At 39.3% G+C, this 17,839-nt stretch carries 16 protein-coding genes and 4 pseudogenes; 13 read left to right on the forward strand and 7 right to left on the reverse strand.

The window, feature by feature from the left end; genetic code table 11:
- Nucleotides 1–13 precede the first annotated feature (13 nt).
- On the reverse strand, nucleotides 14–313 hold the full coding sequence (locus tag MFLO_RS12720; protein ID WP_036098401.1) for a hypothetical protein: 300 nt from the start codon (nucleotides 311–313) through the stop codon (nucleotides 14–16).
- A gap of 415 nt (nucleotides 314–728) precedes the next feature.
- Here MFLO_RS12720 and MFLO_RS14855 point away from each other — a divergent pair, with 415 nt between their 5' ends.
- A complete protein-coding gene (locus MFLO_RS14855) occupies nucleotides 729–1,199 on the forward strand; it encodes a hypothetical protein (protein WP_051993666.1) in 471 nt (156 codons plus the stop codon).
- A gap of 47 nt (nucleotides 1,200–1,246) precedes the next feature.
- Nucleotides 1,247–1,927 (forward strand): metallophosphoesterase, encoded by a 681-nt coding sequence (locus MFLO_RS12725; protein ID WP_051993667.1) that lies wholly within the window; start codon nucleotides 1,247–1,249, stop codon nucleotides 1,925–1,927.
- 42 nt (nucleotides 1,928–1,969) lie between these two features.
- On the opposite strand, the gene jag is transcribed toward MFLO_RS12725, so the two are convergent.
- From jag to MFLO_RS16615, 6 genes and pseudogenes are all read right to left on the reverse strand, one after another.
- Entirely contained in the window at nucleotides 1,970–2,587 is a 618-nt protein-coding gene (gene jag / locus MFLO_RS12730; protein WP_036098402.1) for an RNA-binding cell elongation regulator Jag/EloR, read from the reverse strand.
- Nucleotides 2,584–3,430, reverse strand: a pseudogene (yidC, locus tag MFLO_RS12735) (membrane protein insertase YidC). The gene jag and the pseudogene yidC overlap by 4 nt, the downstream one beginning before the upstream one ends.
- A 60-nt stretch (nucleotides 3,431–3,490) precedes the next feature.
- The gene (gene rnpA, locus MFLO_RS12740) at nucleotides 3,491–3,853 is read right to left on the reverse strand and encodes a ribonuclease P protein component (RefSeq protein WP_036098403.1); all 363 of its coding nucleotides are present in this window, start codon (nucleotides 3,851–3,853) and stop codon (nucleotides 3,491–3,493) included.
- Between the two features lie 148 nt (nucleotides 3,854–4,001).
- Nucleotides 4,002–4,137: pseudogene (gene rpmH / locus MFLO_RS15205) on the reverse strand (50S ribosomal protein L34).
- A 147-nt stretch (nucleotides 4,138–4,284) separates the two neighbouring features.
- A complete protein-coding gene (locus tag MFLO_RS16610) occupies nucleotides 4,285–4,548 on the reverse strand; it encodes a hypothetical protein (protein ID WP_241433663.1) in 264 nt (87 codons plus the stop codon).
- 61 nt (nucleotides 4,549–4,609) lie between these two features.
- Nucleotides 4,610–4,753 carry a hypothetical protein gene (locus tag MFLO_RS16615; RefSeq protein WP_241433664.1) on the reverse strand — a complete coding sequence of 48 codons (144 nt, stop codon included), beginning with the start codon at nucleotides 4,751–4,753 and terminating at the stop codon, nucleotides 4,610–4,612.
- 464 nt (nucleotides 4,754–5,217) lie between these two features.
- Here MFLO_RS16615 and dnaA point away from each other — a divergent pair.
- The 11 genes and pseudogenes from dnaA (at nucleotide 5,218) to MFLO_RS16625 (ending at nucleotide 17,767) form a co-directional block, all read left to right on the forward strand.
- A pseudogene (gene dnaA, locus MFLO_RS12750) lies at nucleotides 5,218–6,565 on the forward strand (chromosomal replication initiator protein DnaA).
- A 173-nt stretch (nucleotides 6,566–6,738) separates the two neighbouring features.
- Entirely contained in the window at nucleotides 6,739–7,884 is a 1,146-nt protein-coding gene (gene dnaN, locus MFLO_RS12755; RefSeq protein WP_036098404.1) for a DNA polymerase III subunit beta, read from the forward strand.
- Nucleotides 7,885–7,952: 68 nt separating this feature from the next.
- Nucleotides 7,953–9,293, forward strand: a complete 1,341-nt coding sequence (locus MFLO_RS12760) for an MATE family efflux transporter (protein WP_036098411.1) — start codon at nucleotides 7,953–7,955, stop codon at nucleotides 9,291–9,293.
- A gap of 249 nt (nucleotides 9,294–9,542) precedes the next feature.
- The gene (locus MFLO_RS12765; RefSeq protein ID WP_420912540.1) at nucleotides 9,543–9,704 is read left to right on the forward strand and encodes an RNA-binding S4 domain-containing protein; all 162 of its coding nucleotides are present in this window, start codon (nucleotides 9,543–9,545) and stop codon (nucleotides 9,702–9,704) included.
- Nucleotides 9,705–9,713: 9 nt separating this feature from the next.
- Nucleotides 9,714–10,821, forward strand: a pseudogene (gene recF, locus MFLO_RS12770) (DNA replication/repair protein RecF).
- Nucleotides 10,822–10,870: 49 nt separating this feature from the next.
- Nucleotides 10,871–12,808, forward strand: a complete 1,938-nt coding sequence (gene gyrB, locus MFLO_RS12775) for a DNA topoisomerase (ATP-hydrolyzing) subunit B (protein WP_051993668.1) — start codon at nucleotides 10,871–10,873, stop codon at nucleotides 12,806–12,808.
- A 64-nt stretch (nucleotides 12,809–12,872) separates the two neighbouring features.
- Nucleotides 12,873–15,395, forward strand: coding sequence for a DNA gyrase subunit A (gene gyrA / locus MFLO_RS12780; RefSeq protein ID WP_036098406.1), 2,523 nt, complete (start codon nucleotides 12,873–12,875; stop codon nucleotides 15,393–15,395).
- Between the two features lie 165 nt (nucleotides 15,396–15,560).
- Entirely contained in the window at nucleotides 15,561–15,815 is a 255-nt protein-coding gene (locus MFLO_RS12785) for a hypothetical protein (RefSeq protein WP_036098408.1), read from the forward strand.
- Nucleotides 15,812–17,164 (forward strand): tripartite tricarboxylate transporter permease, encoded by a 1,353-nt coding sequence (locus MFLO_RS12790; protein WP_036098409.1) that lies wholly within the window; start codon nucleotides 15,812–15,814, stop codon nucleotides 17,162–17,164. The genes MFLO_RS12785 and MFLO_RS12790 overlap by 4 nt, the downstream gene beginning before the upstream one ends.
- Nucleotides 17,165–17,186: 22 nt before the next feature.
- Nucleotides 17,187–17,357, forward strand: a complete 171-nt coding sequence (locus tag MFLO_RS16620; protein ID WP_241433665.1) for a hypothetical protein — start codon at nucleotides 17,187–17,189, stop codon at nucleotides 17,355–17,357.
- A gap of 5 nt (nucleotides 17,358–17,362) precedes the next feature.
- Nucleotides 17,363–17,767, forward strand: coding sequence for a mevalonate kinase family protein (locus MFLO_RS16625; protein WP_051993669.1), 405 nt, complete (start codon nucleotides 17,363–17,365; stop codon nucleotides 17,765–17,767).
- Nucleotides 17,768–17,839 lie beyond the last annotated feature (72 nt).

Consider the following 17,839-nt stretch of genomic DNA (forward strand, 5'->3'; position numbering starts at 1 on the left):
CGATCCAAGATCTTCAAAAAAACGGCCGATCAATTTTCGTATGAACAAGTTCATCCACCCGCTCAGAAAACTGGTGCAGCACCTCAAAATCCTCAAACAGCTCTTGCAGTTCTTTCTCTGAACTTGTATGGCTGAATGAAATCGCACCATCACGATCCAAGTTCCGAATGTCTTCCTCCGCTTCATCCAAGTTCTCTGATACCTTTTTCAGCTCATCAATCGCACCCTTCCCCCAGACACCTTTCCCGATCAAGTTCCCGATACTGTCATGCACACGATCAAAATCACCTTCGCTATAATCTACCTCTTTCATGCTGCACACTCACCTCTTTGTTGTATTCTATTTTCGCATTTTTAGTGTAGCATAAAACAAAAAAAGAAAGAGCGATTTATCTAATACATATACATACAAACCCTGAAAGTAAGCATTTGAGGTTTTCATAAAGTTTAATGTATCTAACCGGTAAAATCACCTACCAAAAATCTATCCCTTTTTCTTCCTCCGCCAAATACCAGCATTCCACGGCCCTATCAGAAGCCAGATTAAAATCTCATTTTGTTTTCCTTACTTGAAAATTCATTATACAGCACATATAATTATTCTTGATATCAATTTACCAGCTAGTTTTAAATCAATAGCTCTTAACATAAGTCAGAGAGCGGTCTATAAACCGTTCTCTTTTCGTTTGTTTCACGTGAAACATCGACATCGAAAGGAGAGATTTAAGTTGCAAATCTCATTAAACCTACATACAATTATTTTATTTTTCGGCAGCAACTCTTCATTTATTCAGAAATCTTTTCTGCCAGCTTTACAAGATGATGAACCTGCGAAAAACTATCATACTTCTAGTCGATTCTTCAACCGTACTGAAATTGACATGCAATCTTTCGAGGTAGAACTTGATGCAGCAAGTTTGTTTCCAAATGCTGCCGATTATATTTTACTCGACATGCCAGCTAATATGGTGGAAAAACACAACAGAATAATTCAACAAATTGCTAAAAAGAATCACTATAAAATTGCAGCAGTTTTCGTCGATCAAATACCGCAGTCGCATGATACTGCTGACTATTCGATTATTCATCAAATATCAGCTTCCGATCCCCATCTTTCAGTCGAAACAAATAGTCAAGAGCTAAAAAGATATTTACTACCACCAGAAAAAAAACTATCATATTATCGGCGACACACATGAATGCTTAGATGAACTAAAACAGTTATTAAAAAAAAAGCGGCTTTCAAATGGATTCATCCGGTTTAATTACAGAAAGGCCTCCCTCCGAAAACCAATTTATCCTTTTAGGTGATTTTATTGATAAAGGAGAAAATACAGCAGAAATGATTGAATTTCTTTTCTTAAATCAAACTCATTTTTATTTCATTCTCGGCAACCATGAATCTTTTGTTTACAACTATCTACAAGGAAAAATCAAAAACGCTGATGCCGAAATTGTATCAAAATTTTTCGATTCTATCCCAAAGCTCCAAGCGGATTCAGTACTCCACCAAAAGTTCAATCAATTAGTAGAGCTTTCTGCTCCTTTTTATCGCGTCATTTCGAAAAAACAAGCCTCTTTTTATGCTACCCATGCCCCGTGTAAAGCAAAATACCTGGGTAAACTTGATCATAAATCACTTCGCAAAATGCGTAACTTCCATCTAGATCGTTCAAAACCAACTGAGGAACAGCTTCTCTTCCTTCAAAATGAAGCAAATTCGCAGTACCCTTATCACTTTTTCGGTCATGTTGCAGCTCAAAACTCTTTTCGCATTCAAAACAAAGTTCATCTTGATACTGGATGTGTCTATGGAAATCTACTTTCAAAAGCCGAACTTTCTGCAGACGGCAAGTTAAAAGTCAGCTCTATTCCATCAAATCATCCCGACCCCTATCAAACTGAACTTCCAGTGCTTTTCGTTTAAATAAAAAAGACAGTACCCATTAGGCACTGTCTTTTTTATTCGTTATCTTGCTGGTTTAATGACCACATAACGGTAAGGATCGCGCCCTTCCGAGTGTGTCTCAATCTTTTTATTTTCACTAAGAATTGCATGGATAATCTTTCTTTCAAACGATGGCATCGGTTCAAGATGAACAGCGCTTCTTGTTTTTAGCGCTTTTCCAGCCATTTTTTCAGCAAGTCCAGAGAGTGTTTCATAGCGGCGTTCACGATAATCACCGACATTGATAAAGATATTTCTGAACTGTTCCGTCCGTTTGTTTGCAATCAGTTGCGTTAAATATTGCAGCGAATTTAAAGTTTGACCATGTTTTCCGATCAATACACCTAAATTCTCCCCTGAAATTTGAATAAACGTGTCTTTTCCTTCTTCTTTTACCTCGATGGAAATTTTAGCGCCCATTTTTTCAGCAATATCTTGGATGTAGTCTGTCGCAATTTGAACGCCATTTTCTTTTTCGATCACTTTGACCATGGCTAGACGTGAACCTATTCCAAAAATACCTTTTTTGCCTTCATCCATAATTTCAACTTCAACCTGTTCCGGCTCGAGCTTCAATTCTTTCAGACCATTTTGGATAGCTTCTTCAACAGTTTGTCCCTGTGCAGTAATATCTCTCACTTTCTTTTCTTACCTCCCTTTTTCGAAGCTTTCATGTTCGCAGCTTTCTTCTTAAGGCGAGCTTCTTCTGCTTCAGCAGCTGCTAGTGCTTCTTGTTCGCGTTTGTTTTTGAAAGGATTGTTGATTAAAAGTGTTTGGAAGACGGTGAAAATGTTCCCAATAATCCAGTATAATGCAAGTGCAGATGGAAGTGTAATCCCCATAAATAAAATCATGACCGGCATCAAGTAGATCATCATACTCATTGCACGGTTTTGCTGAGTTTGACCCATCATCGAAATTTTCGACGATAAGAAAGTTGTAAGCGCAGCTATAATCGGCAAGATATAGAATGGATCCGGATTTCCAAGGGTCATCCAGAGGAAAGTATCCGACTTAATTTCAGCTGTGCGGCTGATAGCCTGATAGAAGCCAATCAAAATCGGCATCTGAATAATCAGAGGCAAGCAGCCCATCATTGGATTAATATTGTGCTCTTGATAAAGCCTCATCGTTTCCTGCTGCAATTTTTGTTTCGTTTCATTATCCTTTGATGCATATTTCGTTTGTAACTCTTTTAGCATCGGTTGGACTTTCATCATTTCTTTTTTGACTCTTAATTTGCTTGATCATAAGCGGCATAATAATCAATCGAATAATAATCGTAACGATAATAATCCCAACTGCATAGTTCCCGCCAAATAAATCTGCAAACCAAGTAATGACCCAAGATAATGGAAAGACAATATAATGACTCCAAAATCCTGGCGAATCTTTCGTGATCGGATCAGTTGAATAACCGCATCCGGAAAGTATTGCTACAAGAGCAATGACAAGGCCTACCACAAGGAGCTTTTTCCTCATGTTCTTTTTTCTTTTTTCAAAAAGTGTTACCTCCAATTCCGCCTTTTTTTAAATTCTCATTCATTTTGAAGGGCTTGTTTTCGTCTTTTGAAGCACTTTTCCGATTTTCAAAACGTGTATCAAGCTTTTCTTAATTTCATGAAAATCCATATTGGCCGCCGGTTTTCGGGCGATGATAATATAATCATTTTTTTGATCGATTTCTTGCTCCAGCTCGTGAAACGTCTGTCTAATACAGCGTTTAATACGATTTCTACAAACCGCATTTCCGATTTTCTTACTAACAGAAAGACCGATCCTAAAATGTGTTTCGTCTTCTCTCCTTAATTTATACACGACAAATTGGCGATTGGCAAATGACTTCCCTTTCTTAAAAACCTTCTGAAAATCATCATTTTTTTTGATTCGATATTCCTTTTTCATTGCTAGTCTCCTATTCTTCTCACGTACCATTCAATTCAACTAAGTTGAAACAGACAAGAACCCCGTATTTCCTGCCCAGTTTATTGGAATTCTTAGGAAAAAAGCCACAAGAATTCCAATAAAAAAACCACTGAGCCTTTTCAGTGGTCTACGCAGATAATACTTTTCTTCCTTTACGACGACGTGCTGCTAAAACTCTGCGGCCGTTTTTTGAACTCATACGTGTACGGAAACCATGTACTTTTTTTTCTTTTACGTTTACTTGGTTGATATGTTCTTTTCATTTGTAACACCTCCCATTATCTGGGTCCAATCGATTTAAATCTATCAGACAGTCTTAAATATTGTACGTAAATTAACGTTATTTGTCAATAGCGCACGAGAAAACTCCGTTCATAATCATACCATATTTTACGAGCCAAAAAAACCCTTTATTGCGATAAATGAAGATAATTTTTTCGGTCGGTAAACGGAACTGCAATTTCTCTTTTTGAAATCGCAACGAGAGACTTGGCAAATTGACCAATCTTTTCATATTGAATGGGTCCAGTTCTTTCCAGATCTTTATCAATCAAATAATTATCCACATAGTGACTTGCTTCCGTAATCAAAAGTAAATCCTCAATAAATCGAATCACTTCTGAAAACTTTGGTATCTCACTTTCAAGTTCCAAATCCGTAAAGTGAAAAAACATTGCATAAATATGATTGTCCTTAATACTTTTGTCAAAAATTTCTTTTTCAATATGGCTGTTGTTAAAAAACCGTAAAGTCTTTCAATTCCGCCGGTTCTCGCTTGTCATAGATTAGGAGGTATCCAAATGCAGGGTCATAAAGGTCTTTTTCATTCACACGATAAAATTCTAAGGTGGGACTATTAATTAAACGCTGAAATCTCACTTGTCATTCATCCCTTTCTATCTTCCTATATAAAGCTGACGATTAATTTTAGCATAATTTGAGTTGTGGATAAATAAAAAACATCCTTCATAGTTATCCACAATATCCACAATTAGGGGTGTGGATAATTTTTTTATATCTCTAGATTTACTAACTGGATAATCACAAGTTATACACAACTACACAGATTGTGGACAACTTTTTTCAACAAGTGGATATTTTCGTGGATATTTTTTGAAAGTCCTTGATATCAAAGCATTTTTTTTGATAAGATATCAGATGTTGAACAGAAAATACGTTGGGGAAAACTAAAGTTATCCACATTACTTTACAAGGTTGTGGATATTTTCTTAACAGGGTCAGGATATCTTTATCCACTGTTTTTATTTTCATGTGGATAACTTACAAACGTCCCTGTTATTTTTCTTCCTCAAAAATACTATTTTCGTAAAGGGGGGAGTTTTTTGCAATCGATCGAAAAGATTTGGGCTGATACACTGGAAATCGTTCAAAAAAATATGAGCAAACCAAGCTACGATACTTGGATGAAATCTACTACTGCACATTCGCTTGAAGATGGTACATTTATTATTTCAGCCCCAAACAATTTTGTTCGAGATTGGCTTGAAAAAAGCTATACACAATTTATAGCTAATATTTTGAAGGAAGTAACGGGAACTTCTTATGATGTTCGTTTCATTGATGGCGAGCAAGAAGAGAATTTCGATTACAAGCCGATTCAACAAAATCAAATAGTTCCAGATGAAAATGATCCGGACAATTCTAAACATATGCTGAATCCAAGATACGTCTTCGATACATTCGTTATTGGTTCCGGTAACCGTTTTGCCCACGCTGCTTCCCTAGCTGTAGCAGAAGCTCCGGCAAAAGCTTATAACCCGCTATTTATCTATGGAGGAGTAGGACTAGGAAAAACCCACTTAATGCATGCTGTCGGTCATTATGTGCAACAGCATAAAGAAAACGCTAAAGTGATGTATCTTTCCAGTGAAAAATTCACTAATGAATTTATCAGCTCAATCCGTGATAACAAAACAGAAGAGTTCAGAACAAAATATCGAAACGTTGACGTTCTTTTGATTGATGATATTCAATTTTTAGCTGGAAAAGAAGGAACACAGGAAGAATTTTTCCATACTTTTAATACCCTCTATGATGAACAGAAACAAATCATCATTTCCAGTGACCGACCGCCAAAAGAAATTCCAACACTTGAAGATCGTTTACGTTCTAGGTTTGAATGGGGACTTATAACCGATATCACTCCGCCAGATCTCGAAACACGGATTGCGATTTTGCGTAAAAAAGCTAAAGCAGACGGACTCGACATCCCAAATGAAGTTATGCTTTATATTGCCAACCAAATCGACTCGAATATTCGTGAACTGGAAGGCGCACTTATCCGCGTCGTTGCATATTCATCACTTGTGAACAAAGATATTACCGCCGGACTTGCTGCCGAGGCGCTAAAGGATATCATTCCTAACTCAAAATCAGCCGTCATAACAATTAGCAGTATTCAAGAAGCTGTCGGCGAATATTTCCATGTAAAATTGGAAGACTTTAAAGCAAAAAAAACGGACGAAAAGTATTGCCTTTCCGCGCCAAATTGCGATGTATCTTTCCCGTGAACTAACAGACGCTTCGCTCCCTAAAATTGGTGATGAGTTTGGAGGACGGGATCACACGACAGTCATTCATGCTCATGAAAAAATTTCGCAAATGCTGAAAAGCGATCAAGTCTTGAAAAACGATATCCAAGAAATCGAAAAGAATTTACGCAAAAATTAAATGTGCATATGTGGATATCTGAACCCTAGTTATTCACAAGTTATACACATGTGGAAAACTTTTAACCTAGAGAGCTTTACTCACTTATCCACAAATCCACAAGCCCTATTACTATTACTACGATTTTTTTATTAATTAATTAAAGAACTCCAAAAAAAGGACGGGGGATTTTCATGAAATTTGTCATTGATCGCGATCGCTTGATCCAAGCAGTTAATGAAGTAACCAGAGCTATTTCATCTAGAACAACGATTCCAATTTTAACGGGTATTAAAATAGTCGTAAATGACGAAGGTGTTACCTTAACCGGAAGTGATTCCGATATTTCAATCGAAGCCTTCATTCCACTTATTGAAGAAGATGAAGTCATCGTTGAGGTTGAAAACTTCGGAGGAATCGTTTTACAATCTAAATACTTTGGCGACATTGTCAGACGCTTACCTGATAAGAACGTTGAAATTGAAGTCACAACCAATAACCAAACGACTATTCGTTCTGGACAAGCGTTCTTTACGCTAAATGGGCTGGATGTACAGGAATATCCGAAACTTCCGGAAGTAACAGATGGCAAACAAATTCGTCTGCCCATCCATATCCTAAAAAATATCATCCGCCAAACTGTGTTCGCAGTTTCAGCTATCGAGGTTCGTCCGGTCTTAACGGGTGTAAACTGGATCATCAAAAACAGCCATTTGACAGCTGTAGCAACCGATAGTCACAGACTTGCGCTACGCGAAATTCCAATCGAGTCAGCTGAAGGCGAAGAATACAATATCGTTATTCCAGGAAAAAGCTTATCCGAACTCAATAAAATTTTGGATGAAGCGACCGATTCCATCGAAATGGTTCTCGCGAATAACCAAATTTTGTTTAAACTAAAAGATTTACTTTTTTACTCGCGTTTGCTCGAAGGAAGTTATCCTGATACATCGCGTTTAATCCCAACAGAAACTAAATCCGAACTAATTATAAATGCGAAAGCTTTTTTACAAGCGATAGACCGTGCTTCCCTACTCGCTCGCGAAAATCGCAACAACGTAATTAAGTTGACTACGCTTGAAAACGGCCAAGTAGAAGTTTCTTCCAATTCCCCTGAAATCGGGAATGTTTCCGAAAAACTATTCAGCCAAAGTTTCACAGGTGAAGACTTAAAAATTTCCTTCAACGGCAAATATATGATGGACGCGCTTCGCGCATTTGAAGGCGATGATATCCAAATCTCATTTGCCGGCACTATGCGGCCATTTGTACTCCGACCGCGCGATGCTTCAAATCCGAACGAAATTTTACAGCTGATTACACCAGTAAGAACCTATTAATTTTTTGAAAAAGCTCGCCAAATGGTGGGCTTTTCGATTGTCCAGATGAAGTTGAGGTGAAAGTTGTTTTGATGAAAGATATGACAAAAGGAAGTCCAACCAAATTAATTTTTTATTTTGCCCTTCCGATGTTACTTGGCAATCTCGTTCAACAGCTTTATACCATGATTGATGCCGTCATCGTTGGAAAATTCGTCAGTGTAGACGCACTCGCAGCCGTCGGAGCAACTGGCGCAATCAACTTTTTCATGTTGTCGCTTATCATTGGCCTAATGAGCGGAATTGCTGTTGTCGTCGCGCAGTATTTCGGCTACAAAGACTACAATAAGTTAAAAGATGTCATTGCAACCGCTTCAATTTCCGTGTTTATCGCTGGTATCATCTTTACCATAATTGGACTTGTTACCGCCAAACCATTGCTACTTTTACTTAAAACCCCAGCCAATATTATGGACGATTCAGTGACCTTTTTAACCACCTTATTTTGGGGCATACTCCCAATGAGCCTTTATAACGGTACAGCAGCCATATTGCGGGCACTTGGCAACTCAATCACCCCGCTTTTATTCCTAGTTTTTTCTTCTATCGTCAATATTATTCTTGATTTTATTTTCGTGGTCTTTTTACCCTTTGGCGTCCAAGGAGCGGCCTTTGCAACCGTTTGTTCCCAAATCATCGCTGCTGTGCTCTGCATGCTTTACGCTTACCGCCATGTTCCCTTCATGCGCATCGAATGGAGTCGCATGAAAATCCACCCTTCTCTTTTAAAAGAAATGATTCGCATCGGACTCCCATCCGGACTACAAGGTTCCTTTATCTCGATTGGAAATATGGCACTTCAAAGTTTAATTAACGGCTTCGGAGCAACCGTTGTGGCGGCTTACACAGCCGCCAGCAGAATTGATTCACTCACCTACCAGCCGGGTATCGCATTTGGCGCAGCTTCTTCCACATTTGCCGCTCAAAACGTCGGTGCCGGAAAACTTGCTCGCGTCAAACAAGGTCTTTATGCGGGTCTTAAAGTGGTGACGATTACAAGTATCGTGATCACAATTCTAGTCCAGCTGTTCGCTAAGCAGTTTCTCTTGCTGTTCGTCGATAAAAATGAGCAACATGTCATTGAAGTCGGAATGAGCTACCTCTTAATTGTTTCGCTATTTTATGTCGTAGTAGGAATACTTTTTGTTGTAAGGGAAACGCTCCGCGGGACCGGAGATGCAATCGTACCGCTAATGATGGGGATTTTTGAACTTGTCTCCCGTCTTGCAATCGGATTTATGCTTGCAAAAGTGATGGGTTATACTGGTCTTTGGTGGGCAACTCCTGTGGCTTGGGTCACAGCAACTGCACTCGGTTTAATCCGTTACAGGTCTGGAAGTTGGAAAAAGAAAGCTGTCATTAAAAATTAACCTGTCGAAAACGGCAGGTTTTTTTATAAAACGATCAGAATGGGCTTAATTTTAATTTTTGGACTAAATAATATCCCCCCACTATTTTTAGTAAAAAAAGCTGAAAACGGGTTTTAAGAAAATAATCTTTGTAATTCTTCTCGAAATTTAGTAAAATAAGAGTTAGTGATAAAATAGATTGGGTGTGAGATTTTGGCTAATATCGTATCGATAGATCGTGAATTTGTAACACTGGGACAGCTCTTGCAGATGCTTGATGTAGTAGCAACAGGCGGAATGGCGAAAGCTTTTTTAAGTGAACATCCGATTTATATTAATGGGGAGCAAGATAACCGTCGTGGCAGAAAATTACGCAATGGCGATGTCGTTCTTATTCCTGGAAAAGGAAAAGTTAAGATTGAACAATCTTAATTCTCGCTCATGAAATTAAAACAATTAACACTTAAAAATTTTCGTAATTACGAAGAACTCACGCTTGATTTCGATTCTTCAATCAATGTATTTCTCGGGGAGAACGCTCAAGGAAAAACAAACTTGCTTGAAGCCATTTTAATGCTCTCTCTTGCAAAATCACATCGAACAACAAATGATAAGGATTTTATCGGATGGGATAAACAAGAAGCCAAAATCGAAGGACGCATTGAAAAACATGGTCAAGAACTTCCGCTTGAACTTACAATTACACAACAAGGAAAAAAAAGCAAAAGTAAATCATCTTGAACAGAAAAAATTAAGCCAATATGTCGGCCATCTGAATGTGGTTATGTTTGCTCCAGAAGATTTAACGCTTGTAAAAGGTGCACCAGGAGTGAGGCGACGTTTTCTCAATATGGAAATTGGGCAGATGCAGCCGGTTTATTTGCATGATCTTAGTGTATTTCAACGTATTTTGCATCAGCGTAACCAATATTTAAAGACGGCTAAAATGAAAAAGAAGTACGATGAAGTGATGCTTGGGATTTTGGATGAGCAATTTGCAGAAGTAGCTGTTAAATTGACTGAACGGCGGCTTGCTTTTATTGAGAAGCTTGAAACATATGCTGCTCCCATTCACCATGATATTTCACGTGGACTGGAAACGCTCAAGATTGACTATAAACCTTCTGTTTTGCTCGAAAAAGAAACGGATAATGTTCAAGCTTTGCTAGAAAAAATGAAAACCATTCGTCAAAGAGAAATCGATCGAGGCGTTACGTTGATTGGACCGCATCGGGATGATTCTCTATTTTATGTTAATGGGCAAAATGTGCAGGTGTTCGGATCACAAGGGCAACAGCGTACGACTGCTTTATCAGTCAAGCTAGCCGAAATTGATTTGATACACGAAGAAACGAAAGAATATCCTTTGCTCCTTCTTGACGACGTCCTGAGCGAACTTGACGATTACAGGCAATCACATTTGCTTGAAACAATTTCTGGGAAAGTGCAGACGTTTGTTACAACGACGAGTGTTAGTGGTATTCAGCACGAAACGCTTAAACAAGCAACGACCTATTTGGTAGAACAAGGTCACGTAAAAAAATCCTAGTTTTAGGTTGATATATTTTTAGAAAAATAGAAAGTGCGGTGAAGCTTAGATGTCAGAAGAAAATATTACAAATGTACATGAAAATGCTTCAGATTATGGCGACGATCAAATTCAAGTTCTCGAAGGGTTAGAAGCGGTAAGAAAACGGCCAGGCATGTATATTGGTTCAACAAGTCAACGTGGACTTCACCATTTAGTGTGGGAAATAGTTGATAATTCAATTGATGAAGCTTTAGCGGGATTTTGCACGGAAATTGAAATCACGATTGAAGCAGATAATAGTATTACTGTTCAAGATAATGGACGCGGAATGCCAACTGGTATCAATGAAAAAGTCGGTCGTCCAACAATTGAAGTTATTTTTACTGTTCTTCATGCTGGAGGTAAATTCGGCGGAGGCGGTTATAAAGTATCTGGAGGTCTTCACGGGGTTGGTGCTTCCGTTGTAAATGCTCTTTCAACAGAGCTTGAAGTATATGTTTACCGAGAAGGACAAAAATATTATCAACGCTTTGAACGCGGAAATGTTTCGATGGATCTTGAAAATCAAGGAACAACAGATTATCGCGGAACGATTGTACATTTTAAGCCAGATCCTGAGATTTTTACGGAAACCGTTGAATTTGATTATGAAATCTTACGTACTCGAGTTCGCGAGCTTGCATTTCTTAACCGTGGCTTGATGATTTCAATTGAAGATAAACGCGAAGAACATCAAGTGAAAAAGGAATACCATTACGAAGGCGGCATTAAGTCTTATGTTGATCACTTAAACCGTACGAAAGAAGTTATTCATGAGGAACCGATTTATATTGAAGGCGAACGCGATGGCATTATGGTTGAGGTTGCGATTCAATATAACTCTGGTTTTTCAAGCTCGATTATTTCGTTTGCGAATAATATTCACACGTATGAAGGCGGAACGCATGAATCTGGTTTTAAGACAGCTTTAACGCGTGTGATCAATGATTATGCAAGACGTAACAAGTTGTTTAAAGATAGTGATGAAAACTTGTCTGGCGAGGATGTAAGGGAAGGTTTGACGGCCATTATTTCTGTGAAACATCCAGATCCGCAATTTGAAGGGCAAACGAAGACAAAACTTGGAAATTCAGAAACGCGTTCGATTACGGATAAGCTGTTTTCAGAAGCACTTAGCAAATTTATGATGGAAAATCCAGATGTCAGCAAGAAAATTGTTGAAAAAGGCGTTATGGCATCGCGTGCCCGCATGGCAGCAAAACGTGCGCGTGAAGTGGCTCGGAAGAAGAGCGGGCTTGAGATTTCAAATTTGCCAGGGAAACTTGCGGACTGCTCATCGCGTAATCCGGAAATTAGTGAACTGTATATTGTTGAGGGAGACTCGGCTGGAGGTTCGGCTAAACAAGGTCGTGATCGTTTATTCCAAGCGATCTTACCGATTCGAGGGAAAATCCTTAATGTTGAAAAGGCACGGCTCGACAAAATTTTGGCGAATGAAGAAATTCGGACGATTTTTACTGCAATGGGAACAGGTTTTGGCGGTGATTTTGATGTTTCAAAAGCACGTTACCATAAACTGATTATCATGACGGATGCGGATGTTGATGGGGCACACATTCGGACGCTTCTTCTAACACTATTTTATCGTTATATGCGCCCGCTTGTGGACGCAGGCTATATTTATATCGCGCAACCGCCTCTTTTCCAAATTAAGCATGGAAAACAAGTGGAATATGTGTATTCGGATGATCAGCTCGATGCCTATTTGGCGAAACTTGGAGATGAGAAATATACCATTCAGCGCTATAAAGGTCTTGGAGAAATGAATCCGGAACAATTATGGGAAACAACGATGAATCCAGAAAACCGGACACTGCTTCAAGTCAACATCAATGACGCAATTGAAGCGGATGAAACCTTTGAGATGCTTATGGGAGATCGGGTTGAACCGCGTCGTAAATTCATTGAAGAAAATGCGCAATATGTAAAAAATCTGGATATCTAATTTATTTCCCGGGAAATAAACAATTGGATTTTGCTTTAGAATTGGAAAGGGAGGTTTCGCTATTATGGCAGAAACACCGAATCAACGAACAACAGAAGTCAATTTAAATAAAGAAATGCGAAAATCTTTTCTTGATTATGCAATGAGTGTTATCGTAGCCCGTGCACTTCCTGATGTCCGAGATGGTCTTAAGCCAGTTCACCGCCGGATTTTATATGCGATGAATGATCTTGGAATGACATCTGACAAGGCTTATAAAAAGTCTGCTCGGATTGTCGGGGAAGTTATCGGGAAGTATCACCCGCATGGTGATACGGCTGTTTATTTTACCATGGTACGGATGGCGCAAGATTTTAGCTATCGCTATATGCTTGTTGATGGACACGGGAACTTTGGGTCTGTCGATGGAGATATGGCTGCGGCGATGCGTTACACAGAAGCACGGATGTCAAAAATTTCGATGGAACTTTTGCGCGATATTAATAAAGACACAATCAATTATGTTGATAACTACGATGGTTCGGAAAAAGAACCGGATATTTTACCGGCTCGCTTCCCGAATTTACTTGTAAATGGATCTTCAGGGATTGCAGTTGGGATGGCGACAAATATTCCAACGCATCACTTGGGTGAAGTTATTGATGGGGTTCTTGCACTCAGTCACAATCCGGATATCACGATTCGCGAATTGATGGAATATATTCCTGGTCCTGACTTCCCTACTGCTGGGATGATCATGGGGCGAAGCGGAATTAGACGTGCATACGAAACTGGACGCGGTTCTATTACAGTGCGTGCTCGTGTTGATATTGAAACGAAGAGCAATGGTAAAGAAACCATTATTGTGACGGAACTTCCTTATCAAGTAAACAAGGCTCGTTTAATTGAGCGTATTGCTGAACTTGCGCGTGAAAAGAAAATTGATGGGATTACTGAGTTAAACGATGAATCTGACCGTTCTGGAATGCGGATCGTTATTGAAGTTCGTCGTGATATTAGTGCGAGCGTCGTCGTAAATAATTTATACAAGATGACGGCTCTGCAAACCACATTTGGTATTAACATGCTTGCGCTCGTTGATCAGCATCCGAAGGTTCTTAACTTAAAACAAATTCTTTATTATTATCTTGAGCACCAGAAAGTAGTTATTCGCCGTAGAACGGAGTTTGAACTTCGTAAGGCAGAAGCGCGTGCTCATATTTTAGAAGGTTTGCGGATCGCACTTGATAATATTGATGCCGTGATCAGTTTGATTCGTGGTTCAAAAACAGCGGATATTGCAAAGGAAGGTTTGATGGAACAATTCGGGCTTTCTGAAAAGCAATCGCAAGCAATTCTCGATATGCGTCTGCAACGCTTAACTGGGTTAGAACGTGAAAAAATCGAAGAAGAATATAATAATTTGATCCAATTGATCAATGAATTAAAAGCTATCTTGGCGGATGAAGAACGCATTTTACAAGTTATCCGTGAGGAATTGGAAGAAATTAAGCAAAAATATAGCGATAAGCGTCGTACAGAAATCTTAACGGGAGATCTTGTCAGCATTGAAGATGAAGATTTAATTCCGGAAGAAGAAGTTGCGATTACGCTTACGAAAAAGGGCTATATTAAACGTTTGCCACTTTCGACTTATCGGAGTCAGCGCCGCGGCGGACGTGGTGTTCAAGGTATGTCAACGCATGAAGATGATTTTGTTGAACATTTGATTGCAACGAGTACTCATGATACGCTACTCTTCTTTACAAATACCGGAAAAGTTTATCGTGCTAAGGGGTATGAAATTCCGGAATATGGTCGGACAGCAAAGGGTATTCCGATTATCAATCTGCTTGGGATTGAAAGTCAGGAACAAGTCAATGCAGTTATTAATTTGAGCGAGTTTACAGACGATACCTATCTATTCTTTGCAACGAAACATGGTGTTGTGAAGCGTTCAGCGCTTTCTCAATTTGCTAATATTCGTCAAAGCGGTCTTCGTGCTGTTGAACTTCGTGAAAATGATGAACTTATCTCCGTTCAAATGACTGATGGCAATAAGAACATGATTATCGCAACAAAAGAAGGCCAATCGATCTACTTCCCAGAAGACAATATTCGTGTAATGGGTCGCACAGCTGCAGGTGTGCGTGGAATTCGCCTTCGCGCGGATGATGAAGTGATCGGGATGGAAATTTTGGAAGATGATCAAAATGTCTTGATTGTCACTGAGAACGGTTATGGAAAACAAACTTCGGCGGAACAATATCCGCTTCGTAATCGCGGCGGAATGGGCGTTAAGACAGTTTCGATCACCGATAAGAACGGACCGCTTGTTGCAATGAAAACTGTTTCTGGTGAGGAAGATATCATGCTGATGACCATTCATGGTGTCTTGATTCGCTTTGAGGTTGAGTCGGTTTCGGAAACGGGACGGAGCACGATGGGTGTCAAATTGATCAGGCTCGATGAGGACGAAAAAGTAGCAACTGTCGCAAAAGTTCCTAAAGAAGAAGATGAAATCTTAGAAGATGAAGATGATTCTCAAGTGTTAACAACAGAGGTTCCGGACGAAAGTTTTGAAGAAGGGCCAGAAGACGAAATTTAATCTGGAAGGAAGCACAGGTTTGGCTGTTTAGGAATGCAGCTGAATCTTGTGCTTCTTTTTTGTATAATTTTTTTTTGCAGTTAGATTGAAAAAATCGGCTCAAATGAGTATGATTATCAATGGTGGTTTAAAAATGTTAATTTTAGAGAGAAAGTAGGAAGGATAATGGCTAAATTTAAAGAAGATCAGCAAAATGTTGAAATTTGGTCTGATCTTGTCAATATAAAGGATTTAATTTTGGCAATCGTCATTTGTATTGTCTTTACAATGGGTGGTTATTTTATCGCGCCCAATAAAGCTCCGATGCCGCTATTTTTTGGTCTTGGTGGTGCAATGCTTGGTTTTATCATTTCAAGTCTGCTCATAAAGCCAAAACGGACTTTATCTGAGGTGGAAGAAACGGAGGATCATGAAGAATGACAATTCAGCTTGTGATTGAAATGATACTTGCTTCTGTACTTGCAGCAGGCATTTATACTGTAATTGGGATTGCACCTGGGACGGATGAAACGGCAGTTCTCGCACCTGTGACACTTGCTCTTGTTCTTCTTGGACTTTCTCCGATGGTTGTCCTTGCCTTTTTTGTTTCGGCTGTTGTGACGCTTAATTTGACTGATGCGGTTCCTGTTGCTGTTGCTGGTACACCAGGCGGGGTTATGGCTTCGCCGATGGTACCTTACGGGCTCACACTCAAAGAAGCCGGTCAATCGGTTATCGGGATACGGAAAATGGCTTCTGGAGCAGCTATCGGAACGATTATTGCAGTTCCTATCAGCTTGTTGCTTGCTGGGCTACTTGCCCCGCTATCCGAAATTATTACGCAATATGCGGCTCCGGTATTCTTTATTGGCGCGATTTTTCTCGCCTTAGTCAGTAAAAACAAGATTTTGTCACTGCTCGCAATTTTGCCTTTTGGACTATTGATTGAAGGACTGCGCTATTTGTATTGGGGTGTTGGTGCTGTTCCAGAGACGAAAACGATTACGATTTCATTTTTTCTAGGAATTACGATCGGACCGATGATTTTTAGCATGATTTCACTACTCAATAAGGAATATCGAGAGAATTTACCGAAACAAGGGAAACGAGAAATTACGATTGCAAATGTCGGAAAGCAAAAAGGATTTCCTAACCCCTTTCGCGTACTTACGAAGCAAGAATCTTGGGCGACGATTGGAACTTCTCTTGCGGGCTGTTTTACTTTCTTTATGAGTCCGGTTGGAATGACGGTTTTATTCGGTGAGGCAGTTGTTAGTCGGGTTAAAAATCCGATCAAGAAAGCAAAGATTGCACTTGCTAGTATGGAAGGTCTTGCGCATTCAACTTATTTGGCAGGTCTTCTTATTCCGCTGATAGCACTTGGCGTTCCGCTTTCTCCAGTTGCAATTGGTCCTGCAAATCCGCTTTTTAATGCTCCGCCTGTTTTTACACTTGAAAAGAATATGCATCATTTGTTGTCAATGTCAGACTTTGCTATTGCAACGATCATCGGTTCGCTAGTCGGGCTTGGACTGACATATTATGTTATCATGAAGTATTCCCAACAAATTTGTCGTTTTGTATTTAAATATATTCCACATGAAGCAATTCTTGGTCTGTTTATTGCGCTTGTGATGATGCTTAGCTACATGGACGGCGGCTTTATAAATATGATGGGAGTTTTGCTTGTTGCGATTGTTTCGGGTGCACTAAGCAGGCTTGGAATCAATTTTGGTGTTCTGTTTATGACGCTTTATGCAGCTCCTTGGATTGTCACAACTTTATTCTAATTGTAGGAAGGAATGGAGCAGATTGGCTACAGCAAGTGCAACAGCTAAATTAATTTTATGTGGAGAACATTCTGTTGTGTACGGAGAGCCGGCAATTTCTGTGCCTTTTTCACAGGCAATTGTTGAAACAGAAGTTTTATCTGCAAAAGAAAAAAACAAAAATTTTCATCTGCTTTTTATACAGGTGATTTAGAAAATATGCCGGATTTTTTAGTCGGAATTAAAGAAATGACGGAAACTATCCTTAGCGAAATAGGTCAAGAGCCAATTTTGATACGAGTTATAAGCGAGGTTCCAATTGGACGTGGTTTAGGTTCAAGTGCGGCTGTTGCTGCAAGTATTACTCGAGCTTTGTTTCGCTATTTTAATAAACATTTAACGGATGAAAAATTACTTAAATTTGTTAATCAATCTGAAAGGATAGCTCATGGTAACCCAAGTGGAGTTGATGCAGTGACAGTTGTTACTGGTCAACCAGTTTGGTTTCAAAAAAACAAAGCGCTTGAAACACTTCACTTTCAGAAAAAAATTTTTTGGTCGTTGCAGATACAGGAATTCCAAGTGAAACTCGTTCTGCGGTCACAGATGTTGGACGGCTTTTAAAGGAACAGCCAGCTAAATTTGTACCAATGATTGAAGAGCTTGGGCTTATTTCCCGGGAAATAAGAAATCAGC

It is taken from the genome of Listeria floridensis FSL S10-1187 (assembly GCF_000525875.1).
Classification (GTDB): domain Bacteria; phylum Bacillota; class Bacilli; order Lactobacillales; family Listeriaceae; genus Listeria; species Listeria floridensis.

What these genes read in the sequence shown, in the direction of transcription:
- rnpA (WP_036098403.1), bottom strand. Translation starts at nt 3,853, where the DNA reads ATGAAAAAGGAATATCGAATCAAAAAAAATGATGATTTTCAGAAGGTT.
- MFLO_RS12720 (WP_036098401.1), bottom strand. Translation starts at nt 313, where the DNA reads ATGAAAGAGGTAGATTATAGCGAAGGTGATTTTGATCGTGTGCATGAC.
- MFLO_RS12785 (WP_036098408.1), top strand. Translation starts at nt 15,561, where the DNA reads ATGGCTAAATTTAAAGAAGATCAGCAAAATGTTGAAATTTGGTCTGAT.
- gyrB (WP_051993668.1), top strand. Translation starts at nt 10,871, where the DNA reads ATGTCAGAAGAAAATATTACAAATGTACATGAAAATGCTTCAGATTAT.
- MFLO_RS16610 (WP_241433663.1), bottom strand. Translation starts at nt 4,548, where the DNA reads ATGTTTTTTCACTTTACGGATTTGGAACTTGAAAGTGAGATACCAAAG.
- MFLO_RS16625 (WP_051993669.1), top strand. Translation starts at nt 17,363, where the DNA reads ATGCCGGATTTTTTAGTCGGAATTAAAGAAATGACGGAAACTATCCTT.
- MFLO_RS12725 (WP_051993667.1), top strand. Translation starts at nt 1,247, where the DNA reads ATGGATTCATCCGGTTTAATTACAGAAAGGCCTCCCTCCGAAAACCAA.
- gyrA (WP_036098406.1), top strand. Translation starts at nt 12,873, where the DNA reads ATGGCAGAAACACCGAATCAACGAACAACAGAAGTCAATTTAAATAAA.
- MFLO_RS12790 (WP_036098409.1), top strand. Translation starts at nt 15,812, where the DNA reads ATGACAATTCAGCTTGTGATTGAAATGATACTTGCTTCTGTACTTGCA.
- MFLO_RS12765 (WP_420912540.1), top strand. Translation starts at nt 9,543, where the DNA reads ATGCTTGATGTAGTAGCAACAGGCGGAATGGCGAAAGCTTTTTTAAGT.
- dnaN (WP_036098404.1), top strand. Translation starts at nt 6,739, where the DNA reads ATGAAATTTGTCATTGATCGCGATCGCTTGATCCAAGCAGTTAATGAA.